The 26,417-nt window shown below is 52.1% G+C and carries 25 protein-coding genes; 2 read left to right on the top strand and 23 right to left on the bottom strand.

Translation table 11 applies throughout. The features are described 5' to 3' along the window. Positions 1-64 precede the first annotated feature (64 nt). The 9 genes from JMF85_RS17590 to JMF85_RS17630 all read right to left on the bottom strand — a co-directional run bounded on the left by JMF85_RS17590 (position 65) and on the right by JMF85_RS17630 (position 9,613). A complete protein-coding gene (locus JMF85_RS17590) occupies positions 65-1,063 on the bottom strand; it encodes a molybdopterin-binding protein (protein ID WP_372812861.1) in 999 nt (332 codons plus the stop codon). Between the two features lie 25 nt (positions 1,064-1,088). Then, complete coding sequence (locus JMF85_RS17595) at positions 1,089-1,703, bottom strand: nucleotidyltransferase family protein (RefSeq protein WP_201318633.1); 615 nt, start codon at positions 1,701-1,703, stop codon at positions 1,089-1,091. Continuing rightward, on the bottom strand, positions 1,696-2,745 hold the full coding sequence (locus tag JMF85_RS17600; RefSeq protein ID WP_201318634.1) for an XdhC family protein: 1,050 nt from the start codon (positions 2,743-2,745) through the stop codon (positions 1,696-1,698). The genes JMF85_RS17595 and JMF85_RS17600 overlap by 8 nt, the downstream gene beginning before the upstream one ends. Positions 2,746-2,814: 69 nt before the next feature. Beyond that, positions 2,815-3,834, bottom strand: coding sequence for a GTP 3',8-cyclase MoaA (gene moaA / locus JMF85_RS17605; protein WP_236595897.1), 1,020 nt, complete (start codon positions 3,832-3,834; stop codon positions 2,815-2,817). An 80-nt stretch (positions 3,835-3,914) separates the two neighbouring features. After that, positions 3,915-4,415 carry a (2Fe-2S)-binding protein gene (locus JMF85_RS17610; RefSeq protein ID WP_201318636.1) on the bottom strand — a complete coding sequence of 167 codons (501 nt, stop codon included), beginning with the start codon at positions 4,413-4,415 and terminating at the stop codon, positions 3,915-3,917. Then, complete coding sequence (locus tag JMF85_RS17615) at positions 4,416-5,354, bottom strand: FAD binding domain-containing protein (protein ID WP_201318637.1); 939 nt, start codon at positions 5,352-5,354, stop codon at positions 4,416-4,418. 68 nt (positions 5,355-5,422) lie between these two features. After that, positions 5,423-6,226, bottom strand: a complete 804-nt coding sequence (locus JMF85_RS17620) for an N-acyl homoserine lactonase family protein (protein WP_201318638.1) — start codon at positions 6,224-6,226, stop codon at positions 5,423-5,425. Beyond that, positions 6,213-8,615 carry a xanthine dehydrogenase family protein molybdopterin-binding subunit gene (locus JMF85_RS17625; protein ID WP_201318639.1) on the bottom strand — a complete coding sequence of 801 codons (2,403 nt, stop codon included), beginning with the start codon at positions 8,613-8,615 and terminating at the stop codon, positions 6,213-6,215. The genes JMF85_RS17620 and JMF85_RS17625 overlap by 14 nt, the downstream gene beginning before the upstream one ends. Positions 8,616-8,821: 206 nt before the next feature. After that, positions 8,822-9,613: an IclR family transcriptional regulator gene (locus JMF85_RS17630; RefSeq protein WP_201318640.1), complete on the bottom strand. Its 792-nt coding sequence runs from the start codon at positions 9,611-9,613 to the stop codon at positions 8,822-8,824. A 498-nt stretch (positions 9,614-10,111) separates the two neighbouring features. On the opposite strand from JMF85_RS17630, the gene JMF85_RS17635 reads away from it, so the two are divergent. Continuing rightward, entirely contained in the window at positions 10,112-10,843 is a 732-nt protein-coding gene (locus tag JMF85_RS17635) for a DL-endopeptidase inhibitor IseA family protein (protein WP_201318641.1), read from the top strand. 154 nt (positions 10,844-10,997) lie between these two features. On the opposite strand, the gene JMF85_RS17640 is transcribed toward JMF85_RS17635, so the two are convergent. The 7 genes from JMF85_RS17640 to JMF85_RS17670 form a co-directional block, all read right to left on the bottom strand. Further along, positions 10,998-11,855 carry an ATP-binding cassette domain-containing protein gene (locus tag JMF85_RS17640; protein ID WP_201318642.1) on the bottom strand — a complete coding sequence of 286 codons (858 nt, stop codon included), beginning with the start codon at positions 11,853-11,855 and terminating at the stop codon, positions 10,998-11,000. Between the two features lie 24 nt (positions 11,856-11,879). After that, positions 11,880-12,710 (bottom strand): hypothetical protein, encoded by an 831-nt coding sequence (locus JMF85_RS17645; RefSeq protein ID WP_201318643.1) that lies wholly within the window; start codon positions 12,708-12,710, stop codon positions 11,880-11,882. After that, positions 12,697-13,311 (bottom strand): RNA polymerase sigma factor, encoded by a 615-nt coding sequence (locus JMF85_RS17650; RefSeq protein ID WP_236595898.1) that lies wholly within the window; start codon positions 13,309-13,311, stop codon positions 12,697-12,699. Before JMF85_RS17650 ends, JMF85_RS17645 begins: the two co-directional genes overlap by 14 nt. Further along, positions 13,298-13,996 carry a hypothetical protein gene (locus JMF85_RS17655; RefSeq protein WP_127605938.1) on the bottom strand — a complete coding sequence of 233 codons (699 nt, stop codon included), beginning with the start codon at positions 13,994-13,996 and terminating at the stop codon, positions 13,298-13,300. The genes JMF85_RS17650 and JMF85_RS17655 overlap by 14 nt, the downstream gene beginning before the upstream one ends. Then, a complete protein-coding gene (locus JMF85_RS17660) occupies positions 13,989-16,157 on the bottom strand; it encodes a hypothetical protein (RefSeq protein ID WP_201318644.1) in 2,169 nt (722 codons plus the stop codon). The genes JMF85_RS17655 and JMF85_RS17660 overlap by 8 nt, the downstream gene beginning before the upstream one ends. Beyond that, a complete protein-coding gene (locus JMF85_RS17665) occupies positions 16,150-17,019 on the bottom strand; it encodes an ABC transporter ATP-binding protein (RefSeq protein ID WP_054795464.1) in 870 nt (289 codons plus the stop codon). The genes JMF85_RS17660 and JMF85_RS17665 overlap by 8 nt, the downstream gene beginning before the upstream one ends. Positions 17,020-17,205: 186 nt before the next feature. Beyond that, positions 17,206-18,129: an LLM class flavin-dependent oxidoreductase gene (locus tag JMF85_RS17670; protein ID WP_236595899.1), complete on the bottom strand. Its 924-nt coding sequence runs from the start codon at positions 18,127-18,129 to the stop codon at positions 17,206-17,208. A 242-nt stretch (positions 18,130-18,371) separates the two neighbouring features. Between JMF85_RS17670 and JMF85_RS17675 the strand changes: the two genes are divergently transcribed. After that, positions 18,372-18,629 (top strand): hypothetical protein, encoded by a 258-nt coding sequence (locus tag JMF85_RS17675; RefSeq protein ID WP_127605932.1) that lies wholly within the window; start codon positions 18,372-18,374, stop codon positions 18,627-18,629. A gap of 284 nt (positions 18,630-18,913) precedes the next feature. Here JMF85_RS17675 and JMF85_RS17680 read toward each other — a convergent pair whose 3' ends face one another. The 7 genes from JMF85_RS17680 to JMF85_RS17710 form a co-directional block, all read right to left on the bottom strand. Further along, positions 18,914-20,062, bottom strand: a complete 1,149-nt coding sequence (locus JMF85_RS17680; protein ID WP_201318646.1) for an NAD(P)/FAD-dependent oxidoreductase — start codon at positions 20,060-20,062, stop codon at positions 18,914-18,916. Between the two features lies 1 nt (position 20,063). Next, on the bottom strand, positions 20,064-20,798 hold the full coding sequence (locus JMF85_RS17685) for a methyltransferase domain-containing protein (RefSeq protein WP_201318647.1): 735 nt from the start codon (positions 20,796-20,798) through the stop codon (positions 20,064-20,066). Then, a complete protein-coding gene (locus JMF85_RS17690) occupies positions 20,791-21,942 on the bottom strand; it encodes a type III polyketide synthase (RefSeq protein WP_201318648.1) in 1,152 nt (383 codons plus the stop codon). The genes JMF85_RS17685 and JMF85_RS17690 overlap by 8 nt, the downstream gene beginning before the upstream one ends. A gap of 159 nt (positions 21,943-22,101) precedes the next feature. Then, entirely contained in the window at positions 22,102-22,311 is a 210-nt protein-coding gene (locus JMF85_RS17695; protein ID WP_201318649.1) for a CLC_0170 family protein, read from the bottom strand. 41 nt (positions 22,312-22,352) lie between these two features. Then, on the bottom strand, positions 22,353-23,576 hold the full coding sequence (locus JMF85_RS17700) for a Ger(x)C family spore germination protein (RefSeq protein ID WP_201318650.1): 1,224 nt from the start codon (positions 23,574-23,576) through the stop codon (positions 22,353-22,355). Next, the gene (locus JMF85_RS17705; protein ID WP_155614017.1) at positions 23,545-24,666 is read right to left on the bottom strand and encodes a GerAB/ArcD/ProY family transporter; all 1,122 of its coding nucleotides are present in this window, start codon (positions 24,664-24,666) and stop codon (positions 23,545-23,547) included. Before JMF85_RS17705 ends, JMF85_RS17700 begins: the two co-directional genes overlap by 32 nt. Next, the gene (locus JMF85_RS17710; protein WP_201318651.1) at positions 24,614-26,218 is read right to left on the bottom strand and encodes a spore germination protein; all 1,605 of its coding nucleotides are present in this window, start codon (positions 26,216-26,218) and stop codon (positions 24,614-24,616) included. Before JMF85_RS17710 ends, JMF85_RS17705 begins: the two co-directional genes overlap by 53 nt. Between the last annotated feature and the right edge of the window lie 199 nt (positions 26,219-26,417).

The following is a 26,417-nucleotide window of genomic DNA, read 5'->3' on the forward strand; positions in this document are numbered from 1 at the left end:
TCACTCCTTAACGGCTCTTGCGTTTCCGCAGCATAATAGATGTACCCGACAACGAATGGAATCGTTAACAGGCATGAAACCCGCCATAGCCAAGTGTGGTCATATCCTGGATTGTAATTTTATCTCCAGCCAGGATTCGGGGTAGAAAAACGTCGAATGATGTATAGGGATCATGCATCACACAGCCAGGCAATCCTAGTATAGGAATTTGATCGTAGTAGGAAACAAGCAGCATCGAGCCTGGCAGCATAGGGGTTCCATAACGGACAATATCCGCCCCTATATTTTTAATGGCCAACGGGGTCCTGTCGTCGGGGTCGACGGACATTCCCCCTGTTACTAAGATCAGATCAACGCCTTGATTAAGAAAATAGGTTATTTTTTTCTCTATTTCCTCAGATTGATCGGGGGCAAAGCATTGTTCCACGATTTCCGAACCGAAGTGTTCAACTTTCTGTTTGACCACGGGCCCAAATTTGTCTTCAATTCGTCCTTCATAAACTTCGCTGCCCGTAGTGACTACGCCAACCTTTAACGAACGGAAAGGAATCACTTTTGCAACATAGGCGTATTTTCGACAAATCGACTCTACTTCTCTGACTATACGCTTCTCGATCATAAGAGGAATGGGTCGAATCCCGCCGAGGTGCTGATTCTGCTCAACGGGTCGATTCGTGAACAAAGTCGAAAGAGCTATGCCCTGCAGTTCATTAATTTCATGAACAGCTTTTGGGTTGATCTTAATAAGACCTTGTATCTCGCTCTTAAACGTCATTTTCCCTTCTGAAGGTCCCACGGCATAGACGTTTTCCCCCGCTATCGCATCTGCCATCTGCTGGGCTGCCTCATCCTCATGCGCGTACTCTTCAGGTATATCTAATGTATATATGTGGCCTTTTCCAATATTCAATAAATGGGGAATGTCGGTCTCCCTGATGACGTGACCTTTCTTAAATAAACGCCCCTTGAATTTTCCCGGTATAATTTGGGTGAGATCATGAGCAAGCACCATTCCAATTGCATCTTCAACTTTAATTTCTCTTACAAAAGCATTCGTGCTCAATTGGAAAAACCTCCTTGAACGGTGCTCAGGTTAAATCCGGGTTCATACTGTATATTTGATTCAGATCTTCCTGAGTATCGATATCAAATCCCCAGACGGATTGTTCAAAGTGAACCGTTTTTAACGATTTTGAATGGGACTTTATGATGGATCTCCCCCCTTCATCGCCTTGCAAATGTTGAAATTGCGGATATAGCTCGGCATCAAATACAATCGGGTGTCCGTCTATGCCCTTGTATTGAGGCCTAACTATACGAACCCCTTCGCTTCGATGTCGCTTGTAAGTTTCAAGCAGCTCTTTCACCACGATATCCGGGACCAGCGGTTGATCCGCCAAAAAAATCATCGCCGCCTGAGTCCGATCGGATACAACTTCAATTCCCATTCGCAACGAAGTCGACATGCCTTGGGAATAGAGTTCGTTCGAATAGATTTCTACATTTCTTAAATCATGAATGGATTGTTGAAATGAGCTCGTATGTTCGCCGCTAATGAGTACAATGGGCTCCAATCCAGCGCGAATCGCTTTTTCTACCGTATAACGAAATAAAGGTTTGCCGCTTAAAGACAGCAGCAGCTTCGGCTGACCCATTCGTCTGGACATTCCGGCGGCAAGAATAACGGCACCCAGGTTAAGCATGGATTTTTGCCCTTCCATGCAGCGGTGCGGCATTGCGATTGTTTCGGAGACTCATGAGCTGTGACACAATACTAACGGCCACTTCATCAATGGTTTCGGCGCCCAAGTCCAAGCCGACCGGGGAATAGATCGGAGCCTCTGACATAGGCAACCCTATATTGGCAAGCATTTGCTCCGTTCGCGATAAAGGCCCCAGAACGCCAACGAACTTCGGGCGACTATGTAAAGCAAGCCGTAAGGATGCTTCGTCTCGGTTTAAATGATGATTCATAATGACCCACCAGCCATCCGGAAACATGGACGGATCGGCAGCATCAGGTTCCATAACGACATGCTGCGCGGAGGGAAAGCGATTGATATTGTTAAAGCTTTCTCGCGGGTCCAATACGGTTACGGCAAATCCGGCTTTACTTGCTAGATCGACTACAGGTACGGCATCGTGTCCGGCGCCGGTTACGATCAGACGTTCGCTAGGACGAACCGTATCAATAACAAAACGGCGTCCTTCCACATGCATCACCTCAGCCCGAGTTCTGCTTCCGGCATGCAGAATAGCTTGCTTGCGTACAGCAGTCGGGAGCGAGGCTGTATCCCCAAATTCCGTGTCTTCACCCACAAAGGCAGCCCGTGTTTCCCCGGTACACTCCAGGATGTACGTAATTCGTGCCTCTTGATGGATCCAATAATCAATCTGCGACCAGAACGAATCTGCAGGATCGACCGGGACGATCAAGATTTCTTGAGCCCCTTTGCAGCCAATGCCTAAACCCCACAGCTCATTTTCCGTTAAGTCATACTTGACCGTTAGCGGAACTTGGTCCTGAATCGCTTTCTCGGCCCAACTGAGCAGATCCCCTTCCAGGCATCCACCGCTTAAAGTCCCACACATGGTGCCATCCATGGACATCATCATTTTCGCTCCAGGCCTACGATATGCGGAACCGATAACCGTAATGATCATAAGCATCGCCGCCTGATCCCCGCGTTCCCATGACTGCCTGATCTGCTTAAACACCTTTTTGAACTCTTCGATTTGTGACAATACGGTGCCCTCCCCGCTGCTTCCCGCCTGGATTCAATGTTTACTTGAAATCCGGAATCGTACGGTAACCTAACCGCCTATGTGAAACATTTCAACTTTTTTCTTGTTCAACTCCAGCGTGTTGCTCAGGCGCATTTCTGAATACCGGTCTTCTCTATGTTTCCATACCGTCATAATATGCTCTTTGATCCCGTCATCATCTACCCCTTCCCTCAGCAGCGTACGAAGATCCGTACCGTGAGCACCGAACAAGCACGTATACAAAGACCCTTCGGCGGAAAGTCTTGCCCTTGTACATGTCGAGCAAAATGCCTGCGTAACCGATGAAATAAAACCAATCTCCTGGTTCGATCCAAGGTATCGATACCTGCTCGCCACTTCGCCAACGTAATTCGGCTCCAGAGGTTCAAGCGGCATTTCACGGTGAATCAGCTCTACTATTTTTTTACTCGGCACGACGTGATTCAATCTCCAGCCGTTACTGTTTCCTACATCCATAAACTCGATAAATCGTACAATATGTCCTTTTTCACGGAAATAACGGGCCATAGGCAAAATATCCTGCTCGTTGATACCATTTTGTACAACCATGTTAATTTTGATTTGAAGGCCCGCGCGCGCAGCTTCGTCAATCCCTTGCAGTACAGGCCCTACTCGAAAGCCTTTGCCGTTCATTTGGCCAAACCGTTCGTCATCGAGACTATCGAGACTTACGGTAATTCTTTTTAATCCAGCTTCTTTGAGCTCCCCTGCGTATTTGGCCAGAAGCGAACCGTTAGTCGTCAGAGAGATGTCCCGAATCGATTGAACTTGGTTCATGTGCTGGATTAATTGAGGCAAATTCGGTCTAAGTAACGGTTCACCGCCGGTAATCCGAATTTTCTCTACTCCTAGATCAGCAAATAGATGGACCAATCGGATGATTTCCTGAAAACTAAGAAGTTGATTCCGGTCAAGGAACTTATAATCGGTTCCAAAAAGCTCTTCAGGCATACAGTAGCGGCAACGGAAATTGCACTTGTCGGTAACGGAAATTCTCAAGTCACGCAGCGGCCGGCTTAAACGATCCCATACCTTGGTGTATGCCATATGTAGAATCACCCTTGTCTCCATTCATAGTTTTGAAAAGAGAGGCCTCCAAGGAGGCCCCCACCTTTCCGGTATACAGTTTAGGTTGCCGGTTCGACCGTTTTCATTTTTTGCGCAGCTTCGATGACGGAATCGACGATGTTCTGGTACCCGGTGCAGCGGCATATATTTCCGGATATCGCTTCACGAATCTCGTGTTCTGAAGGGTTAGGATTCTCGGCAAGATAGGCGGAGACGGTGATTACAAATCCGGGCGTACAGAACCCGCACTGTAACCCGTGCTTCTCCCGGAAGGCCTCCTGAATAGGATGAAGCTGTTCGGGCGAGCCCAACCCTTCAATCGTAGTCACCGATCGACCGTTTGCCTGTACGGCCAAAGTCAAGCAAGACCGGACGGCCTCGCCATCCAGCAATATCGTGCAAGCGCCGCAAACCCCTTGTTCGCATCCTACATGGGTGCCTGTCAGCCCCAATTCCTGACGAATAAAATCGGACAGCAAAGTGCGGACATTGACTTCCCGCTCGTATTTGACTCCATTGACCGTCACAGCGATTTTTTGTGTAGTAACCGCCTCAACCATTTACTTCGCTCCCTTCAATTGTTCGTAAGCGATCTTTAATGCTCTGACGCTTAAAATGGCCGCCGCTTCTTTCCGGTATTCGGCACTGGCGAGTTCCGATACTCTCCGACCTTGAATACCGGAAAGCTGCTTGATAAACGCCGCCTTTTTATCCGCTTCCAGATCCGGATTGACTTCAGCTTCGATGTCTTTCTGGAGTTGTTCAACCCGTTCAAGATTGAACGTTAAGCCGCGTAATTTCTCCACAGCCCGGACACGGTAAGGCACGCCTTCGCCGCTCACATTCCCCAGAGCTACCCGCACATCGGTAACGGTTTCCTTCTCGTCCAGTTCAAGCGTGGCGGCTGCGGACACGATCGGGATATGGCCGTGACGCCGGGTCACTTCCAGGAAGGAATAGCCGGTATGGCTCGAAAGAAGCGGGAAACGGATTTCGGTCAACACTTCATCCGGCTTGACAACGGTGGTGAAATGGCTTTGAAAAAAGCCGGATGCCGGGACGATGCGTTCGCCTTGCGGTCCTGCGATGACCATCTGAGCGTCGAGCAAACGGGCAACGACTCCGTATTCGGCACCCGGGGCGTTTTGCACAAGGCTCCCGCCGATCGTCCCGCGACTGCGAATCTGAAAATGGGCGATATGCTCAACGGCTTTCCGTAAAATAGGGCAATGTGATGCCACAAGCTCGGAACGTTCAATCGTGCGATGGCGAGTCAGCGCTCCGATGGCCAAACTATCGGAGGTTAGCCGAACATAGTCCAAATCGGTAATTCCATTAATATCTACAATATATGAGGGTTTGGCTTGACGCATATTCATTTCTTGAAGAAGACTCTGACCTCCGGCAATAATGCAGGAATCTGCTCCGTATTTTTGCAAGGCATGAATGGCGTCGCTTACACTGTTCGCTACCACGTATTCGAATGGAGCGGGTTTCATCTTGGTTCACCTGTCCTTCCCGGATAAGAATTCTAGAAATTGGCTAAAGCCGGCTTCGCCGTTTCTTCTTAATGCTTGTCTCCAACAGGGACTCCTTCCGCATACTTCAAAAACTCTTCGTAGTCATGGGAAGGAAGAATAAAATCAGCATCCCTCTTGATCTTCTTCATCGCCCGGTATGTGGCTTCCAAATCGTAATACAGGCCCGGCGGAATCGCCTTGTTGACGTTTTGCTCCACTTTTCGGGCGATATCCCCCAAAATAACGGCGTTACCCGTAGAAGTTTGGACGTAGACGGCTTGACTTCCAGGGGTGTGCGTATTGGCGAATAATACGCATTTGACGCCCGGAGCAATTTCTTCATCCCCCTCGATCAAGCGGACTCTGGACCATAACGGATCAATTAATTCTGCAATGTCTTTACGATCGTAGAAGAGGGCGCCGCCGCCGAATTCGAGCTCGGGAGAAACCAGGGGCGCTGCCGCCGCCTGCAATTCCGTCCGCTGAATAATGAATTTGGCGCGGGGCAGCAGCCCGCATCCCCCCGCGTGATCGTAGTGGAGGTGTGTGAGAATGACCGTTTGGATATCCTCCAAACCGAAGCCGTACTTGGATAGCTGCGCCTGCAGCGTCCATTCAGGCTTGGATCGATGCGGCCCCAGACCTTGTAATTGCACACAACGTTCCGCGTCCCGAAACCCGGTATCGACCAGAATGGGTTCTCCTCCGTGCAGCGGTACTAACAGCCATGCCGCAATCGGAACGCTTATAAGCGATTTTTCGCGGGACAGCGACCAGAACGCGTCCAGAACTTGAGGCACATCGGCTTCTCCGACAAGCAAAGGGTATATTTTCCAATCAGGAGTTGACATAAGCGTATCTCTCACTTTGTTTAATCCATTGCACAATTTTCTCAGGCGAAAGCGGCAAATCTTTCACTCTTACCCCGAATGGTTCCAGCGCGTCCTCCACCGCATTGGCGACGGCGGCAGGCGACGGGATGGCCCCGCCTTCCCCCATCCCCTTCGTGCCTAGCGGAGTAAATGGAGAAGGACATTGAATATGATGGGATTTGATATCCGGCACTTCCATGGCTGTCGGACACAAATAGGTTTGGAAATCAAGATTGAGTAATGAACCGTTTGCATCATATTCCAAATCCTCCATTAAGGCGCCCCCGATTCCGTGAGCGATCCCGCCGGCAATTTGTCCGTCGATGATCATGGGGTTGATAATGGTTCCGCAGTCGTGGGAAACTACAAATTTTTCGATTTGAATTTGCCCCGTCTGAATATCCACTTCAACGACCGCAATGAACACTCCGGTCGGATGGGTCGTATACAGATTGACCCGGCCGTACTCGTCCGGTTCCCATTTGACCACTGGACTCGTCCATGTGTACGTGCATTCCAAATTCACGTCCAAACCTTCGGGAATCGTCCCGTATGGCCCCGGCCACAGATGAATTTTATTTCCAAGCTCTTTGAGGCTGATGGATTCCTCCGGCGAGCTGCTTCCTCTTTTTCTAATAGAACCGTTGTACATTTCAAGCTCGGCCGGATCGATACCGAGCAGATGGCCGGCAATTTTGATTAATTTATCCCGGAGCAGCTTGGCTGCTTCATGTACGGCCGATACGGTGAACGTTGCTCCGCGGGATGAGAACGGTCCCAATCCGTAAGGAGTGACATCGGTATCTCCGTACAAGAACGTAATATCATAAATGTCTACATTCATGATGTCCGCTACGACTTGCGGCAGTGTGGTTTCAACACCCTGTCCAATATTTTGATGACTCGTCAGGATTTGAAAACCTCCCTCCGGCGTCATACGGACCGTAGCCGCCTGGAAACCGTTGAAGATCCCGTTAAAAACCGCTGCTCCAGAAGGCTCGAGCATGGCTGAAATTCCGATTCCTATATATCTGCCCTGCTTGCGCAGTTCCTGTTGCCGTTCTTTCAATTGGTCGTAACCGACCTTCTCCAAAGCCAGACTCATTAATTGATGGAAATCGCCGCTGTCATAAATCGGGCCGGCAATATTCTGGTACGGGTATTCATCCTTCGTAATAAAATTGCGGTTGCGTAATTCGATCGGAGAAATTTTTAGACGCTGGGCCACAATATCCATCATGCGCTCCATAGGGTAGCTCGCGATATCCTTGCCGTAGCCGCGATGGGCGCCATAAGGTCCTTTGTTGGACACGACTCCAACAACTTGGCAATCATAAACAGGAATTTTATAGGCTCCCGGAAAATACGACCCGGCTACCAGCAGGGCGGGCGTACCCGGTCCATGGCAAGTTCCGTCAATCCCAATGTTGGCATACAGTTTGGCTTGAAGACCCGTGATCTTATAATCCTTGTCCAGACCAATCTTCAGCGTGCAAGAATAATCGCGCGATTGCATGCCGGACAACAAATTTTCCACCCGGTCTTCGGTCCATTTCACCGGCTTGCCCAGCATTCGCGCCATGATGCAAACGATGATTTCGGCATCGGCCTGTAATTTGGTCCCATATCCCGCCCCCACATCAGGCGCAATCACTCGAATATTGTGCTCAGGCATATTTAGCGTTTGGGCGATCAAGGTACGTACCTGATGCGGAGCTTGTGTCGAACAGGTGACGGTCATTCTCTGGGAACCGGGGTTGTAATCCGCAATACATGCGCGTGATTCGATCGGGGTCCCGGTATAACGGCTGTGAGTGATGGTCTCTTCAAAGACGTATGCCGAATTCTTGAAGGCTTCCTCAATGTCGCCGATGGTGCTTCTCCAATCCTGTTGGAGATTATGGCCCCATTCTTCATAGAGAAGCGCAGTAGGCTTCAAGGCGTCTTCGATCGTCACGACCGCGGGAAGAGGATCGTATTCCACTTGAATTAACTCCACCGCATCTTCCGCAATATACCGGTCAACCGCCGCCACTACAGCGACTGCCTCGCCAACAAAGCGGACCTTCTTGTAGGCAATCGGATACACTTCCGGCACTTTATTGGCGATATCGATCGTCGTCGCCAATTTCCCCGTGTACTTCAGCGATTCTTCACCCGTCAGAACCGCTACGACACCGGGCAATTTTAGGGCTTGGCTGGTATCGATGCTTCGAATATGAGCATGAGCATGGGGACTTCTCAAGATCGCCAAGTGAAGCATGCCTTTCACTTCAATGTCATCCGTGAAACGGCCATAACCGGTTAACAATCTCGGGTCCTCTTTACGTTTATAACTGACTCCCAATCCAGTTTTCGTTTCTGTCATGACAATATCGCCTCCTCAGAACTTATATTTAAATTCCTGATCCTGATGACCTGCCGGCCATGCTCAGATGGATAGAACAAGGTACAATCTACCTCTCCATGTAAACGGTTGCATTTTGCATTGAAAGACAGTTCCGTTAGTCTTTCAAGATGATTTCCAGAGAATCCATCAGGCAGTCTAACGGATGAAGCTACGATACGCTGCATTTACAATATGGATCTGATACTTGGAACAAATCCCAGCCTCTGGGAAATTCTTGATCCCGCTTCCATTAACTCGCGGGTTAATTCGTTCTTATTTTCTATCATGCGGGAAGCAGGACCACCCAGACTAATCGTCCCCACCGACCGTCCGGTGTAGTTATAGATGGGTACCGCATAACAGGTTAAGCCCACTTCGATTTCTTCACGGTCCATGGCATAACCTGCTATGCGTATGTTTCTTAATTCCTCATGAAATTGTTCAAGATCCACAATTGTATTTGGTGTATATCGGGTCATCCCTTTTTCTTGAATAATCCGATCCACTTCTTCTCTTGAATAAGTGGACAGGATGGCTTTGCCTACGGCCGTGCAATGAACAGGCCTCCTCATGCCTAGCTCAGCCCTTATACTAATAGATCTTGAACCCTCAATTTTATAAAGGTAGACGGTTTCACCGCTGTTATAGGTCGCAAGAAAAGAAGTTTCCCCGGTAATCTCTGATAATTCGCGCAAATGTCGGGAGGCGACTTCTACGATTTGCATTTTATGCAGTCCTAATACTCCGATCTCCAGCGTCTTCAAACCAATCGAATATTTTTCAGTATCCGGATCGAATTGAACGTAATTCCGGTTTTTTAAAGTTTCCAAGAGTCTGTAGATCGTAGTCTTAGGTAAATCGACCTCCTTCACTAATTCCGCAAGAGCTACTCCTTCTCCCTTCTCGGATACCAATTCCAAGAGGATTAAGGCGCGCTCCACGGTAGAGTTGACCTGTTGATGCTCAGTCCCTTCCAAAATGACAATTCTCTCCCTTCATGATTAATGGCTCTAAGGTATGTAAGCAGGTTATTAACGTGTGAACAAATGGAACGACGTTCCATTTGTATAATATAACAGGCGAACAAAAAAGTCAATACATGCTACTCCTGCCATATACCACCTTCCTAACACATCGGCGAGTGCCGCTACTCGCCCAACCTTCCGCCAGGTGCGATCACGTCTGATTGATGATAAAACGCTTACATAAATGCTTGTTTTTAATCATCAGCCCCTCTTTACATGGTATACGTCGAAATCAAGCCGTGACAACTTAATTATTGGAACGACGTTCCGATGGAACGCTGTTCCAATAAAAGAATATAACATGGAATCAGGTATGTCAACACATTTCATTTGTGAATATAGTATGACTTTCGCCTCCTTTAGAAATAATTTCCGCATGTTGTAACTAATCTGGCTCGTGCAGCGTCATAAGGAAGAATAAATGAATATATTAGAGGCGGTGCTTGACAAATGAAAATGAGTTGGAAGTCTTTTGTAAGCGGGATGGTTTTAGGTTCCGTCCTATTTTCCGGTATTTCGTATGCCGCTCCCAAAGTGGTAAAGCTGGTCGTTAACGGCAATGACATTCATTCCGAGGTCGCTCCACAGATTATTGACGGCAGTACCATGATCCCGGCAAGAGCCTTGGCGGAAGCCTTGGGAGCCCGCGTATTTTGGGACGAAGACAATCAAACTGTAGTTGTTGAAAATGAGGAATATCGCCGGCTGCAGCGGAAACAAGCCGACATCAGCGAGCGGGATGCCGCAGGCTTAGCGGCAGATGCGCAGCATCACTTCTGGCAAATGATGATCGGCGGAGGCGGCGATCATAAAGATGGTTCCTTTGACGTCAAAGGGAATGATTACCGGTGGATGGGCACTGAATTGGATACAAAGACTAAGTATATCGAATACCTCGAGCTTCTGTATACGCCTGAACAAGCCCAGGCCTACTGGAAACAGCAAACGGAGAACGGGTCCATTGTGGAAATCGAAGGCAAACTGGCTCAGCCTAACGCTGACGGCGGAAGCCGGATGGAATGGGAGAACGCCCAGGCAACATTCATTCAAGAAGGCAACGGAGTAAAGACCTTCCGGTTTTCTGTGCCGATCGAAGATTCGTTCGAGGTTAAAGAAATAAAATTACGCTTTGTTGAAGGAAAGGGCTGGCGCATTGATGAGCCGGTGGACACGATCCGGTAAACCAACGGACCATCCATCCGCTTCTGCCGGGGTCACCCGGTCCAGCCCCTTTCCGATTGAAAATAGGAATGATGGGAACAGACATAGTTTACATATTATATATTATGCAAACTATGTCTTATTTCAAACTTCAAGGTACCGGAAAACCTGTCAATCAGTGGCTGACGAAGGGCTGCGACAACCGCCGAATAAAATACGCATCCTCAAGGCTCGGTCTTTCCTGCTTAAATCCGGGCGGCGGGAGCTCCCCGATCATCCGAATATGCGCCTTTCCTTCCCGGATGGAGCAGCGGACAAGATTTCGTTCCTCAATCCCGGCCAGCTGCTCCGCAGCTATAATGCCGGAGTAGACGTTCAGCGGCAAGCCTGCGGTCCACTCCTTCTGCGTTCCGTGAAAACAAACGCGTCCTGAATCGAGCAAAAGAATCCGATCCGCCCTTTGATCCCACTCCCCCAGCTCATGCGTCACGACGACAACGAGCCGATCCGCCGCATATTGGGTTAGTAATGCCATTAAACATTTACGCTCTAAACTATCCAGGTGGCTTGAAGGCTCATCGAGCAGCAGCGCGAGGGGACGGCCCAGACAAGCCTGCGCTACAGCAACGGACTGCTTCTGCCCCTGGGACAGTCTCCCGATAGGCTTACGGGAGATGTCTTCGATGTGAAGCTTCTTTAACCATTCCCCCGTCTCGCTAATATCTCCCAAGCCCTTCAAGCCGGCCATATATTGCAGAAAGCCCCGCGGCGTCATGTCCTCGTACAGCTCCATCTCGGATGGAGCAAAACCGATATTCCGCCTGATGAGGGGAAGATGCTCTTTCACGGTCATCCCCCCATACCTGATTTCACCCGAATCCGGTTCAATGCCGGTGGAGAGAAGCTCCAGGAAGGTCGTTTTTCCCGAGCCGTTGCGGCCGACCACGACCGTCATGCCGCTCTCCAGCGTAAGGTCATCGATCGCAAGGTCAAAGTCCGGGTAGCGTACGCGAACGTTTGTCATATGAATCATCCGTTGTTCCTCCTCTCCGTCAGCTTATATCTCATACCGGTACAATTTAGCGCTAATCCGGTAGCTGTACATGAGCAGCAGGCAGCCTGCGGCCAATCCGAGCAGCTCCAGGATGGAGGTAAGCGTTGTGGGAACGAATTCGTTAAAGCGGAGCCATTGTTCCCCCGCCAGAAGCATCGCCCAAGCGCCTACGCCAGCGGCAAAGCCGTGCTTTATCCCCCGCCGAAAGGCAACGTAAGCCAGAAGCCCTCCGATCAACAGCAGTTCGCTTAACCAGCGGAGCATGAACGACAGTAAAGACAAGGAAGCATCCGTGCTCAAGACCAGGTACACCGAACCGATCAAGCCGAGCAGTGTCGTCATTCCGATCATAAGCAGAAGCCGGATTAGCATCAATAGGGCCGGTGGAAAAGGCGTGACACTCTCCACCATACGCATCTTCGGATTCCACGTCCGGTAGCCATACAGCAGCGAAGCGAAGAAAAATAACGGCAGGGTCTTTCCGTACAAATTGGAGTCCAGACCCGGCGTACGGTTCCATAGACTGCTGCTCAATGTAAGCAGGACGAAAGCGATAAGGCTGATGATCCAAAACGCTTTACCGAATGTTTGCACTTGCAGCAGGCATTGACGCCAAAACGTCGGCTTGTGCCACACCGCCGGGTTTTCCCATTGCGAGGCATCCTGTTTCTTCCTTAACAGCTCAAACTCAGGCTGCAGCTTGGCCAAGAGCCTCGCCGTATCCTCCATCCGCGGAGCTCGCGCCACATAACCGGCCAGCGGTTCCCTCAGCTCCCGTTCCAATGTATCTAATTCCAGATCGTCGATCGGATGCGTTTTTTTAGGTCGCGCCATTTCCGGTCCCCTCGCTTTCCGTAATAAATGCTGGGCTGGTGACCAGCTTTTTTCTCAGCTTTCGAAGCGCATAGTACAATTGTGATTTAACGATACCGAGCGGCTGATCCACGACCTCGGCGATCTCTTGAAGCTTGAGATCTTGAAAAAAACGCAGCAATACAATATCTCTCTGGATATCCGTAAGCTGATCCAACGACTGAAGCAGTTCCTTGCGGGTTTCCTGACGCTCGTAAATTTCAACAATCGACGGACGGACGTCCACAGGGTCCGGAAGATCCGGCTGCAGCTCTTTTGTTGAGCGATAACTCGGGCTGCGCCAATAGTCCACACACAAATTTTTGGCGACCCTGTACATCCAGGATCGGACCCGTTCGGGCACGCTTCCTTGCCGAAGCTGCCGCAGCAGACGGATGAACGTCTCTTGGACCAGATCCTCCGCCTTTTCCGTATTTCGCAGAGTCCGTTCCAGATAAGACAACAACGGACCATGGTATCGGTGAACGAATGCTTCGAAGGCAGCTTGGTCGCCGTCTGCCATCCTTCGAACGAGCTGCTCGTCTGTAACCAAGCCGTGCCCCTCCTCTCTATTCCAGTTCATCGTGCACGATCCACCGCTCTCTCCGGTTAGCGAGTATGATCGTGAAGCCAACGATCGCAATGGCCGCGGCGGCATGCATCCACCGATTGGCAGTAAAGGTTGCCTCCGGGGGAATATGATGCGTAAACAAAGCGCCGTGCCCCAGAAGCCTGCCTTCCGAAAGAACCTCGGCCAGCCATAGGGCGAACCCTGCCGCGGCGCCGCTGTACAACTTTTTGAACGCCAGTATGAACAGCAAAGACAGCGCCGTCATGGACATATAAGCAGGCCAGGCTTGAAGCAGCAGTTGCAACCATCCGGCCTCCCCGCGCGTGCTTCCGCCGCCTGCATAGGAGAAGATTTCAGTACGAATCTGCCCATACCTGCAAACATACGACCCGACCATCCCTCCATGCAAGGCAAGCAGTGTCGCCGAAATGAGCAGCAGCTTGCGCCATATCATACGAGGGAAGGAAACGGGGAACGTAGCGTAAATTTCAAGCGTACCCCCGAGCTCCCGTTGAAAATAAAGGGTGCAAACCATCGGGACGAGCGGCAAAAACGCCATCTCGTTGTAGGTTGTCATATTTTTGGGAATCTCGGGATCGCCTAACCAAATCGAAATATGGAGGAGCAGCAGGTACAGGGCGGGAACCGCCGCCATCGGGGAGTACAAGCCTTTAAGATCAGAGATCATTTTACTCATGCTTAGCGCCCCCGCTCCAGGCTTGCTCCCAATCGCTCGCTTGTATGATCGGATAGCGGTAGGCCCATTCCCCTTCAATCGAAAGTCCTTTGCTGTAGTAATTGTCCAGCACCCGCTTCACATGATCGAGCCGTCCCTCGCGAATAGCTTTCTGCACCGCACGATCGACCGGATCGCCTGCTGCCTCTCTCCCGGCTCCGACCGGAAATCTCGGATACAGCAGCCCGGCGCCAAGCGACGCTTCCTCTTGTCTCTTCGGATGTTCCGCCTGGTATACTTGATAAAATGCTCGGCGAATCGATCCGACCAGCGAGCTGCCAGGGCCTTCTCCGGGAAAGCCTATCCCTGCATTGCGGTCGCCGAACAACGAAACATGAACCATTTGAGCCAATTGAAAGGCGTCTAAATTCGTATGCAGCGATTCACTGAATACAAACCGGTTTCCCGCAGCCTTATGAATGGAGCGTTCTTGCTGCGCAGCGACCATATGAAGCGGCATATACAGCATCGCTTCCGGCTTCGGAAGCGGCTTGCTCAGCCAGGAATCGTAATAAGCCATAATATCCGAGTAGGCTTTCAGAAATTTCTCCGCCTCGTGTTTATTGGCGGGAGAAGTTAGGATCGCCATCGTCTCGCCGGGTATTCGGATCTTCGTTAAATGACCCGCAAACAGCGTCACCCCGTTCGTTTTGTCTTGTTTGAACGATTGCGTGAAGTCTCCCTGTTCCGGCTGCTTGCGGATCGTACCGAACAGTTCCCCGGTAAATCCTGTCAGTTTCACGTCAAAGTCGGCCAGCAGCTCGTGCCCAGCTTCATAACGGTCGCGAAACGTTCCCGGCGTATCCTGTACGTAGAGCACCTGCTTGCCCGGTATCGGATACCACGCAAGATGTGAAGGCAAATAAACAAGATCCCCCCGCACAAATCCGTTCACCACCTCGCGGTAGCTGGATGCCGGGTACCAGTTAAAGAGCTTGCCCTCATATTCGAATAAAAGGGTTTGACGAGCGGGTCCGTCTTCAAGCGCGGCCCGGTCGAATGTTACGAGATCCCCTGTTTGCTTCGCAGGAACCGGTTTGCCGTTGACCGAAAGCTTCTTCAATACAAAGTCCCGGTTCAGTGTAAACGTCATGGACGTTCCGTCCGTTTGTGGCGGAGCGTCGAGCTGAACCGCCGCCGTTACGTCAAGACGATCGTCAGGGTACCGATGAACCGTCAACTCGTAGCTGCTCACGGAAAAACTGGATTCTCCGTACGAAGTGCGGTCCGCATAATCGGGAGGCGCATCCTGCAGCTTCTTCTCATAAGCGGAGAAGCGTTCCTGCCACATGGCTTCATAAGGAACGAAAGCCAAGACGGAAGCGAGCAGCGCGAGCAGCATCGCGGTGACGGATGAACGGTAAGCGCCGCTCGGCCGCTTTTTATGAATGAGCATGACAACCGTCGCCAGCATCCATAATGTAAAACAGAGCACAAATCTCCGGGACAGCCACAATTCCTCACTGAGCAGGTACGGGCCCCAGACGTCGTTCTCCCATAAGGAATTCGTAAAGAATTGGCTGAGATGAAACGTTTTTAAGTCATACAGCCCGAGCCGGGAAATCAGAAACACATCCAAGAAAAACGTGCCGAATATCCAGGCGCAAAAGCCAATCATATAGCAAACCCGATTCGGTATAAGAACGGCCAGCAGCATGGCCAGCGCCAGCGTCACCATGTAGGAAACCGTATACTGCACCGCGAAGAAGCTTAAGTGGCTTCGAAGCTCCGAAACCGGCAGCTCGGCCAAGATCCCGAACCCCGCATATACCGCGGCTATAGCGAAGGTGAACAAGCTTAAATAAAGCAGCCCCGCCGTATATTTAGCGGCAATGAATGCAGAACTCGATACCGGCAGCCCGCCGCTCCATTCGTAGGAAGGCCTGACTATATCCTTCCGGATCAGCAGCATGCCGATCAACATGGCTATGCCCAAACTAAGCGTGTGCTGCAGCTTGTGAAAATCATAGGCATAGAGATATATATTTTGCGAGACGTCCGGCTCAATCGCGGTCAACGTATAGGCGAACCAAAGACCGAACAGCGGAGGCAGCGGCCACAACAGCCGGTTCGTGAACAGCAGCCGGCATTCCAGTTGAAGCTGGCGGCTCCATTTACGCATGGCGCACACCTCCGAGCAGCGCCAGGTATCCGTCTTCAAGCGTGGGCTTGACCGCCGCGGCATAAAGGCCCGGACATGATGCAGATACCACCCGGCATACGATCCCATGCTCCGTACGGCTTGTCGAGACGATCTGCGACGGAGAGAAAGCGGCGAATTCCTGCTCAGATACTTCCAACTCCCAAACCGAGCCTTCGGCATAGGCCCCCAATTCGTGAACGGAACCGGTTAACGCGACCTCCCCGCGATTCAATACGGCAAGCTTCCGGCAGCTCGTTTCGATATCGGCCACAATATGCGTAGATAAGAGGACGGTGCGGTCTATGCTGAATTGGGTGAGCAGGTTGCGAAAGCGGACGCGTTCCTCCGGGTCGAGCCCTGCAGTCGGTTCATCCACAATAAGCACTCTGGGGCTGCCGAGCAGCGCTTGAGCAATGCCAAGACGCTGCTTCATACCGCCGGAGAACGTTTTGACCTTGGACTTCCCCTTGTTGGCCAAGTTTACCTTCTCCAGCAAATGCTCAATTTCTTCTTTCCGTTTGCGCTTGTCGTCCAGCCCCTTCATGACGCCGACGTAATCGAGAAATTCGAAGGCGGTCAACTGCGGATACACTTGAAAGTACTGCGGCAAATAGCCGAGCATGCCGCGGACCCGATGCGGTTCTGTCAACGGAACTCCATGCAGAAGCACGTCCCCTTCCGTCGGATGAAGAAGCGTTGCCAGGATGCGCATGAGCGTCGTCTTGCCTGCGCCGTTCGGCCCGAGAAGCCCGAACATACCGTTTTCGATAGACAGGTTAATGTGCTGAAGGGCCCATTCGCCATTCTTGTATTGTTTGGAAAGATTGCGAATTGTAATCATCGGTAATCAACCTCATAGCTTTCATTTTTTTGATGACGGCCGGTTCATCATTTTATATAACGAGATGACTGGGCAAAAGGATGAAAGCTATTTTAATCTCGCGGGCGCAAGCCAAACAAACGTAGTCGGACCGTACCGCAGCAGTCCGACTACGTTTGTTGGTGCTGACGCACTTGTTTATGCGTTTCAGAAGGCTTCGGCCAGCAGTTCATAAGAGCGAAGCCGCTTCCGGTAATCCGGAATCATCGTGACGATGATGAATTCATCCACACCGTACAACAGCGACAACTGCTCCAGCCGGGCCTTCACCTCGTTCGGCGTCCCGACCAGCAGCTTACGGTCTGCGAGCGGAGACGGCTCCAGCGTGTCGCCCTCGTTGCGGAACAAGGCGTCGCCCGCCCCCGCGAGCTGCTTCGCCTCGTCCTCCGTGTCGGCACAAACGACACCTAAGGCAACGATGGCGCGGGGTTCGGGACATAGGCGGGAAGGAACGAAAGCTTCCCGGTAAGCGGGCAAAACATCCTCCCCGGCCAAATCGCTCATGAATTGGCCGAACACGTAGCCCGTTCCAAATTCGGCGGCGTATGCCGCGCTCTTACGGTTCGTTCCCAGCATCCAGGGCTCGGGCGTTACGGGCGGAGTCGGCCGGGCGGTGACCGGCTCCCCTTCCCATTCGTAGTTCCCTTGCAGCAGCTCGGTGATTCCGCGCAGCGATTCCGGCAGCTTCCGGACATTCTCAAGGAAGTTGCCGCTCAGCGCCATACTCACGTGAGCCGAACCGCCTGGCGCCCGGCCGAGGCCTAGATCCACGCGCCCCGGGTATAGGCTGGCGAGCATGTGAAACGACTCGACGACTTTCAACGGTTTATAATGCGGCAGCAGCAGCGCCCCTGAACCGAGACGAATGCGTTCCGTCCGCGCTCCGATATGCGCCAGCAGCACTTCCGGGGATGTGCACGCAAGCCCCGGCATGTCATGATGCTCGGCGACCCAGTAACGGGTATAGCCGAGCCGTTCTGCGGCTTGAGCAAGCTCAAGCGCTTGTCCCAGGGCATACGAGGCATCCGCCCCGCCGAACACGGGCACCAGATCCAATACGCTAAGCTTCAAAGGTTGTAGGTTCAAAGGCTGTATGATGGATGACCCCTCCTGTTTATTTAAACCGTAGTCTTAACCGGTATTCGTACAAACGATTAGCTGTATTGTAACTGTTCTAACACGATTTGATCAAATAGGCAAGTTTAGAGACCGAGACAAAATCCGCACATACTGGACAAACGAACAAGCGCTCGGAGTAGGTCCCACATATACAGGTAATGTATTGAAAACTTATCCGACGAGGTGAATGTACAATGCATTGCCCGAAATGTCCGGCTAGTCAGATTTTTGACCCGCCTAGAGTGATTTTCCAAGATTTTTTCCACCCGCAGGTTGTGGAAATCGTCCACCCCATCGAGATCGTCAACCGGCATCATTGCGTCCCCGTTCCTCACCATGTATTTACGTTTACGGTTAAAGATGAATTTTGCCCAAGCCCGGGTATTGGCCCAGGTCCACTGGGCGTAGCCGCAGCTCAAGTCAAAACCCGCAAGAAAAAAGCCCCGAAATGATCATGGAGCTGCCGAAGGTCAAGCTTTAATCAACATGACTAAGCAGGAACGTTTGTGCGCTTAGCCGCAGCACAAATGTTCCTGCTTTAAAGAGAAAGAAGCCTGTGTACCCCGATTGACGCCCTCTGCCCTTCCCTTTCCGATGCCTGGGTCCACAACGAAGCCAGAAGTACCCTTCGAGGGGTCTTCGCATTACATAGCGTGACACAGTTGTTCTCAAATTGTGCTGATGGCTCGGTTTACGTCCGACTGGACGGCGGATTTCCCGATAACTGATGCGATGCCTAGGTATCGGTTTCTCTTAATCGGGTCGCTCGGACCAACCCGGACGCGAGCTCAGGCAGAAGCTGCGCCAAGCCAGGCAGCAGCCGGGGCAGAACGGGTGCGTCGAACAGCCATTGAAGCCAACGTCCCCACCGTAGGGGACGCTTGAATTCCCGATGAATGGACTGCGTGTATTCCCGCTCCCAACGGGAAAGTGAAATTTCCCCGCGCAGATAGCGGTCGGCAAGCGGCGTACACAATCGGGCCGAACGCAACGCCATCGACATGCCGTCTCCACAGAGCGGCGGGAGCATGACTGCCGCGTCGCCTACATGGGGAATCAAATCCCAGGCAACCGGCTTGCGGTTTAGATTCACCGGGGCAACCGCCGCCTGCGTACCGGGGACTGGAACGGCTTGCTTCAGCTTTAAGTAAAGCTTCGGGTTGGCGCGGGCCGCGGCGTCAATCATTCCCACAATCGTTGGGTCGGCGCTGCGAGAAGCTTGCCGTTTCAGCAGGGCCGCAACGTTGACGAGTCCGCCTTCAATGGGCGATATGCCCAGGTAACCTCCGGGGAAAAAATAAAGCTCGACCACCTGCTCCATGTCGATCCCCCGATAATGGGATTTCACGCCAATATATGAATGCTTGGTTGAACCGGCCGAGCGGTAACCCGGAAGTCCCGCCCGCCGATTGGCACCCCATGCAGCGATAACCGCGCGAGCCTGGTAGGTGATACTTCCCTCCGCCTGTATCGTCTCCAACGAATATCCCCTGTCATGGGGATACACGGATTTAACCGCTGCAGCGGTCTGCACCTGTACGCCTGCGCCTAGCGCAGCGTGATGGAGAGCCGGGTCCAGCGAATGGCGGCTCACCCCGAGAGCCGTGCCGGGCAGAGGAATGTCTATGGCATCCCCCTGGTTGAAGATTAAGCGTGTCCGGTTAATCAAGCTGGGGTCAAGCGCTTCAACGTGGCTGCGCAACCCAAACGCGTTCAACATCTGTCGGGATTCAGGGGAAAGAAACTCGCCGCAAACCTTATGCCGGGGAAACCGCTGCCGGTCGATTAATACCGTATCCCACCCTCTGTCCGCTAAAGCTTTGGCCAAACTGCTGCCGGCGATCCCCGCGCCAACAACCGCTACATCCCGGATGCGATCCTTCATCCTATTCAACTCCGTCGATGGAATGAGCTCTTCTTGTTCCGATGACGACTACATACCGAAATAACGGCCTCCAGGCATAGAACATGTCCGATACGCCCAGCGCATGCTTAAGTTCCTTCCAATCCGCCGCACGAAACCCTTTGGCTACGGACAACGGTCCGTCTTTTCGAATATACCGGTTATTGGAAATCAATCGCGCCGTAAGCCATACCGCGGCCCACGGGAGCCAGTGCCGATGAATGTCATTGATCACAACGCCCAGCCGGGATGCCTTACACATGCTTGCTACAACCTTGGGCAGCTCGCTTGCCGCAAAATGATGGACAAACTGCGTCCCCGTCGTCACATCCGCACTTGCCTCCGGCAGCTCAAACAAATCACGTCTGATGACCCGTACCCGCGGTTCGTCATGAAAGAAGAGCCTTGCCTCTTCGCAAGCCTCTTCGGTGATATCCACCAACGTGACGCTGAGATCGATCCGGTTCACATCCGCCCATCTCAGCAGATGCTTATTGACATCCCCCGACCCTGCCCCGATATCCAGGATGGATAAGCGGTCCGGTTGGCCCGCTTCCGTCCATAATCGCCGCACGCCGTACAGCGTAGGCGCGGCGGCGGCGAAGATCCGGTTCAGCACGCGAAGATGCTGCAAGGCTTCGCGAAGCTCGGGCCCCCCCATAGACAAGTCATCCATCAACTCGGGCTCTTCGGTCCGCTGACGAAGCGCTTTACACATAGGCACCGCCTGCAAGCTGTTCCTGGATACTGGCGGACGGGACATAAGCGAACTTGATCATCTCCGCGGTCAGACCGGGACCGAAGGCGAGGGCTATCCCGTTCGCTGGTCCGGAGCCGAGGACTTGCAGCTCCCGTCTCATCTCGTTAAGCACGAACAAGATGGTCGCCGAAGACACATTCCCATACTCGCGAAGTACGGTTCGGCTTGAGCGGGTTTGCTCATGGGTAAGCCCCAACTTGTCTTGCAGCGTATCAACAATCCCCCGGCCGCCGGGATGAATTGCCCATAAATCCGGCTTGATCTCTCCGTTCAAAAAACGCTCTACTTCTGCCGGTATCATACGGCCTATCAGCTTGGGAATGTTGCTGGAAAGATAAAGATCAAAGCCATAATCGCCTACTTCCCACACCATTTCTTCGGAGGAGTCCGGCAGCAGGACGGAATGAGGTTCATGTAACCGAAAGATCGATCTATGGTGAGGTCCGGCGGTACCGACAATACAAGCCGATGCTCCGTCGCCAAAGAACGAAGCGGCGTATAGGTGCTCCCGCTCGCTGGAAGGCTGAATATGCAGCGTGCATAACTCCACACACACAATTAATACGTTGGCGGACGGCTGGCCGCCCACAATTTGCCTGGATAGGCAAACAGCCTTCAAGCCCGCCGCACAGCCTAAAAAATGAAGCGCAATCCGGTTCACGGTGGGAGCGAGTCCCAGCTGGCGGACTAATGCGGTATCCATTCCCGGCAGGAATTGCCCGGTGCAGCTGACCGTGATCAGATGGGTAATATCCGAAGCGTCCATGTCTCCATCCGAGAGGGCCAGTCTCGCAGCTTGGAGTCCCAATGGAACGGACTGTCGCTTATAGGTTTCCATACGCGCTTCGGTCGTCGGCACATCTTTGTTGGATGTTCGCGGCAAATAACGGCAATCGGAGGCGGACTCCAGCAGGTTTGGTTCACAAGTGTAACGGGTTTCCACTCCGCATTGCTTGAATATTCGCTTTGCCCAGCGCGCAGAGTCGGGCCTATCCTTCAATGCTTCAGCTAATCTTTGAGCAGCTTCGGCTTGTTCGATGCGATAACCCGGCACAGCGGTACCTATTCCCAAGATCGCAATGATTGGATCTGCGTATTCCATTTCCGGCCTCCATCCCCTCGTGCCATGTTCAATAACATCGTGATAATGACGGATAAGCTGCATGCTTTCCTATGTGTATTCATGCCATTTGCACATTATGACGGTTCTGGTTCCATCTTACGAAAAAAGGCAGCCCCTGTAGTCGGAGCTGCTGATCCATCATTTTACTCGCTCATATATCCAATGCCCTGCCAGAATGGACACGCCTAGAATAAGGTTGAACCATCCGAGTATTTGCGCGACTTTATGTTCCTTCCACATCTTCGCTTGCGCATATCCTTTCACATCAAATTGCAGAATAAACCAACCCGACAGCAGGAGCAAAAAAATCGTAAAATTTTCATAGCCGATCGCAAGGCCCGTAGCCATTGTACCTCCCCCTTATTTTGATGTACGAAAGTCCCTCGCAGCTAGGTAGCCTTCATCCCGATTCGGCGAACATGGATGTTGACCTTGACCTCGACTTGAAGTTCCTTGTATACGTTTTGCCAGGCTTGCTTCGTCTTCACATGCTGGTTCCAATAGGCCGGATTTTTGGCCCTCACGTATTCGCCGAATCCGAAGATGTCGGAGCCTTTCTTCTGGGTATCCGCGATGAATCGCTGATAGCCAGTCAGCAGCTGCGATTCTAGCTGCTGTTCAATTTCATGGATGACGTCATTGCTGAGCTGAACCGATTCGTTCGATTTACTCAGCAGGTTGCCTTCCAGGGAAATCGTGACGTTCATGACGGGCTTCCCGTTTAAGATCCGTACTTTCTTCGTTGATTTCCGGCTTCTGACTTGATACATGAAGTAGTCCCTGGTGCCCGGCACTCTCACGAACGATTGCCCGCCGGCCAGACTGAGGCCCGTGATTCCCATGTATAGCGGAACCTCGATAGGTTTGGAGATGCCAACTAATTTTTCCCCTCTGAAGTAGGCCATGCCGCTAATCTGTATATTTTGTTCCTTCTTCAGTTCCACATACGGCAAAAATCCCTCTCTCCCCTTGGAAGAAGAAGCACTCCAGAAAACGCCTAGAAAATCGTTAGGGAACCGTCCCATCTTGACCGCTTGATCCATTGTTGTCATGAGATAAAGGGAAGGCACACGTTCAAGCTGCGGCGAGGCAAACATAATATCCGAAGCTTCTTGCTTGCAAATGAACATCCAATTCAATCTGCGCACTTCCGGATTACGCCGAAAGTAATCGTTCAAGTTCTGCATGCCGAGTCTGGCCACGGCTTCGGATACGACGATGATGCGAAGATGGCCGAAAAACAACGGCGGCGAGACCCGCTGCTGTAAAGCATTGACGGCATCATCGATGGTAAACCCGACGGCATCCACGACCCAAACCGTCCTTTTTCCTCCGCCCCCGCTTTCTCCAGGTCCAAGCGGTATTCGACCGGGGACGGCGATCTGGACGGTAACCTTCACCATACCGGTATCCGAAGCATGAATCTGTCCTTTCAGGTGAGATATTTCCTCGTCCACCTTTTTCTCCTCCGGATCGGCAGTATCAATGCCAATGCCAAGCACGACGGCCCGCTCCTCAATCTCCTGACGATCCCAGCAGCCCGTGAGCATCGGAATCGTCAGCAGGAAGACGAGCAGCAGGCTAGCCGTTTTGCTCTGTCGGCATACGGTCATGCATCTCCCCCCTCTTCCTTCGGATTACCGCGACCAGCAGCAGGAACATCGGATAGACGATCGTGATCAACAATCCGAACTGTCCGACCCTTACAATAATCTCGTACATATGCAAGATGTTCTGTGGTATCATGGCCAGCACAAACAGGAAGGGCAATATAAATAAGGAGAGCATCTTCTGGTCGCGCAGCCGGAACAGCCTGCTAATCGCGCGGATGGTTAAATAGTAGCTGGAGAACAGCGTTGTAAAAACCGCGGTTACCCAAACCGCAAGAAAGGCCGCGTCCAAGCGTTCAAGAATATTTCCGGGCAGCGCTGTGGTTTTGGCCAGCTCCAGCGTCGGCCATAACAACAGCTTCGTTTCTTCCGGACCGAACACCCCGACCGCTGCGGTTACGATACTGAAATACAGCCCCCCCGCAATGATCATGCCCCAGACGCTCGCCTGCATCGCTTTCTCCGGACGGCGCATGGCTGGAATAACGATCGTATGAATGAAGGAGCCCTGAAACAACCCCGCAATCGTCAACATGCCCGACAGCATGCCGTGGGGCTCGTTGCCCCAAAGAGGCTGCAGATTGGTAAGCTGCGCGTTCTTGAGCGATAACGCCACGATCAGGATACAAGGGAACACGATCAGCGGCAAATAAAAATGATGAATATAGGTAAAGGTCGTCTGGTTGTTTCGTGACGACAGCGTCGCGAGCAGCAGCATGACAATAACCGTAACCTCAAGCGGTGTTTTCCTTAATACGGAAGTGATCACCACCTCCCCGAATTCGCGTGCGGCCAGAGACGTAAGCAGCGAGAAAAAACCGATGATCAGGATGCTGCCAAGCCATGCCGGCCATCTGCCCAAGACGACTTCACTGTATTGAATAATCGATTGATTCGGAAAGCGCATACCGAGCTTCGTCACGGTCCACAAGCCTGTGAAGGCTAGCAAAATACCGAGCAGCGTGACGAGCGGCGCTCCGGTGTCGGCGGCACGAGCCGCAAATAGTGGAAGCGGCAGTACGCCAACACCGATGATGGTGCTAATCAGTACCGCGGTCGCTTGAATGACGGTCACTTGGCGTGGATACTCCATCTGCTTCCCCCCATTTCTCGTTCCCGACTTTTAGCGGATCCAGCGTATTGTGATAAGGTTGATCCAGTTTTTCTTTGACATCATCCCCGAGCCGATTCTGATTGGGCGGATGCAGGAGCGCAGGACGTTTTTTCATTGACCACAGCGGAGCCCTCATCGCCGTGTCCTTCATCCCTTCAAAATTGCCAGGCACGATCGGGCTCAAGTAAGGCACGCCGAACGAGCGGAGGGAAAGCATATGATTGGCAATGAGTATTAATCCGACCATAACGCCGTATAGACCGAACATCCCGGCCAAAACCACAAGCGGAAACCGCAGCAGGCGAAGCGCCAAAGCCGCATTGTAAGCGGGCGTCGCGAAGGAGCCGATAGTCGTGAGCGCAATCGTAACGACCGTGATGGGGCTGACAAAACCGGCCGCGACAGCCGCTTGTCCGATGACAAGAACGCCGACAATCGACAAGGCCCCCCCGATTTGCTGAGGCAGTCGTAAAGTCGCCTCCCTCAACACCTCCATCGACGCCTCCATAACGAGCACCTCGACCACCGAAGGGAAAGGCACGCCCGCACGCCCGCCTGACACGGCAACGGCGAACTCCGTTGGGATCAGCTCCGGGTTGTAGGAAATAATCGCGACATACAAAGAAGGTGTAATCAAAGAGAATGCAAGCGCGAGCAACCGGGCCAATCGAATGAAGCTGACCATGACAAACCGCTCCGAGTAGTCCTCGGTCGTCTGGTAAAACTGGCTAAATACCGTCGGCGCTATTAAGGCAAAAGGCGAGCCGTCCACCATGATGATGACGCGGCCCTCCAGCATATTGGCCACCGCTTTATCGGGCCGCTCCGTATTTTGCACCTGAGGAAACGGGGAATAATGATTATCCTCGATGAATTGCTCCAAATAGCCCACATCCAGCACGCCGTCAATGTCAATGACGGCCAGCCGGTTCTGAACTTCCTGGACGAGAGCGTCGTTCGCGATTCCTTTAAGGTAGCAAATCGCCACCCGTGACTTCGTAATCCGGCCGATTTTTGTCATTTTTATACGAAAGTCCGGCGTCGGCAAGCGGTAACGCAGAAGCGCGATGTTCGTTTCAAGCTGCTCAATGAACCCTTCGCGCGGTCCGCGGATGACCTGCTCCGTCTCGGGTTGATTGACCGTCCGCTTCGTCACGCTAGTCGTATCCAGCAAGATGGCCTCATCGAATCCCTGTACGGCTACAACGGTCTGTCCGCGCAGCACACCGTCAACAATGACGGACACCTTGCTCTCCAAGGTTCCTTTGCTGTGGTGGAGCGAATCGTAAAGCAGCACATGCTTCAAGCGTTCCGGTTGAATTTCCTTACCCTCCAGATGCGATGGCACATACATGAGAGACTTCATAATCTCGCTGTTGATTGCCGCTTGATCCGCCATATTGGAGAAATACATCAGGATGGCCGGGTGATCGCCGAAAATATGAAAACGCCGCATGATGAGATCCTCGTTCTCTCCAAGCAGCGATTCCAGCAAGCGAATCGTATCCTCCAGTTCCGTCTGAATCTTCATTTGGAGCTCCGGCTTATCAGAAACTGCGGACGGGGAACTTGTACCGCGGCTTCCCCTATTGTTTTTTGCCGGTTTTCTATGTTTAAATCTTTGCCAGAAGAACAATGCCCTGCCTCCTCCAGATAAAGATAAGCTTGAACCGATCGACTTTCCATAGTATGACCTGGCTTGAATGGAAATATGTAGAACTTGGAAAAAC

This window comes from Paenibacillus sp. EPM92 (assembly GCF_016586185.1).
GTDB classification, from domain to species: domain Bacteria; phylum Bacillota; class Bacilli; order Paenibacillales; family NBRC-103111; genus Paenibacillus_G; species Paenibacillus_G validus.

What these genes read in the sequence shown, in the direction of transcription:
- JMF85_RS17595 (WP_201318633.1), bottom strand. Translation starts at nt 1,703, where the DNA reads ATGCTTAACCTGGGTGCCGTTATTCTTGCCGCCGGAATGTCCAGACGA.
- moaA (WP_236595897.1), bottom strand. Translation starts at nt 3,834, where the DNA reads ATGGCATACACCAAGGTATGGGATCGTTTAAGCCGGCCGCTGCGTGAC.
- JMF85_RS17610 (WP_201318636.1), bottom strand. Translation starts at nt 4,415, where the DNA reads ATGGTTGAGGCGGTTACTACACAAAAAATCGCTGTGACGGTCAATGGA.
- JMF85_RS17615 (WP_201318637.1), bottom strand. Translation starts at nt 5,354, where the DNA reads ATGAAACCCGCTCCATTCGAATACGTGGTAGCGAACAGTGTAAGCGAC.
- JMF85_RS17620 (WP_201318638.1), bottom strand. Translation starts at nt 6,226, where the DNA reads ATGTCAACTCCTGATTGGAAAATATACCCTTTGCTTGTCGGAGAAGCC.
- JMF85_RS17625 (WP_201318639.1), bottom strand. Translation starts at nt 8,615, where the DNA reads ATGACAGAAACGAAAACTGGATTGGGAGTCAGTTATAAACGTAAAGAG.
- JMF85_RS17635 (WP_201318641.1), top strand. Translation starts at nt 10,112, where the DNA reads ATGAAAATGAGTTGGAAGTCTTTTGTAAGCGGGATGGTTTTAGGTTCC.
- JMF85_RS17640 (WP_201318642.1), bottom strand. Translation starts at nt 11,855, where the DNA reads ATGATTCATATGACAAACGTTCGCGTACGCTACCCGGACTTTGACCTT.
- JMF85_RS17645 (WP_201318643.1), bottom strand. Translation starts at nt 12,710, where the DNA reads ATGGCGCGACCTAAAAAAACGCATCCGATCGACGATCTGGAATTAGAT.
- JMF85_RS17650 (WP_236595898.1), bottom strand. Translation starts at nt 13,311, where the DNA reads ATGAACTGGAATAGAGAGGAGGGGCACGGCTTGGTTACAGACGAGCAG.
- JMF85_RS17655 (WP_127605938.1), bottom strand. Translation starts at nt 13,996, where the DNA reads ATGAGTAAAATGATCTCTGATCTTAAAGGCTTGTACTCCCCGATGGCG.
- JMF85_RS17660 (WP_201318644.1), bottom strand. Translation starts at nt 16,157, where the DNA reads ATGCGTAAATGGAGCCGCCAGCTTCAACTGGAATGCCGGCTGCTGTTC.
- JMF85_RS17665 (WP_054795464.1), bottom strand. Translation starts at nt 17,019, where the DNA reads ATGATTACAATTCGCAATCTTTCCAAACAATACAAGAATGGCGAATGG.
- JMF85_RS17675 (WP_127605932.1), top strand. Translation starts at nt 18,372, where the DNA reads ATGCATTGCCCGAAATGTCCGGCTAGTCAGATTTTTGACCCGCCTAGA.
- JMF85_RS17680 (WP_201318646.1), bottom strand. Translation starts at nt 20,062, where the DNA reads ATGAAGGATCGCATCCGGGATGTAGCGGTTGTTGGCGCGGGGATCGCC.
- JMF85_RS17685 (WP_201318647.1), bottom strand. Translation starts at nt 20,798, where the DNA reads ATGTGTAAAGCGCTTCGTCAGCGGACCGAAGAGCCCGAGTTGATGGAT.
- JMF85_RS17690 (WP_201318648.1), bottom strand. Translation starts at nt 21,942, where the DNA reads ATGGAATACGCAGATCCAATCATTGCGATCTTGGGAATAGGTACCGCT.
- JMF85_RS17695 (WP_201318649.1), bottom strand. Translation starts at nt 22,311, where the DNA reads ATGGCTACGGGCCTTGCGATCGGCTATGAAAATTTTACGATTTTTTTG.
- JMF85_RS17700 (WP_201318650.1), bottom strand. Translation starts at nt 23,576, where the DNA reads ATGACCGTATGCCGACAGAGCAAAACGGCTAGCCTGCTGCTCGTCTTC.
- JMF85_RS17705 (WP_155614017.1), bottom strand. Translation starts at nt 24,666, where the DNA reads ATGGAGTATCCACGCCAAGTGACCGTCATTCAAGCGACCGCGGTACTG.
- JMF85_RS17710 (WP_201318651.1), bottom strand. Translation starts at nt 26,218, where the DNA reads ATGAAGATTCAGACGGAACTGGAGGATACGATTCGCTTGCTGGAATCG.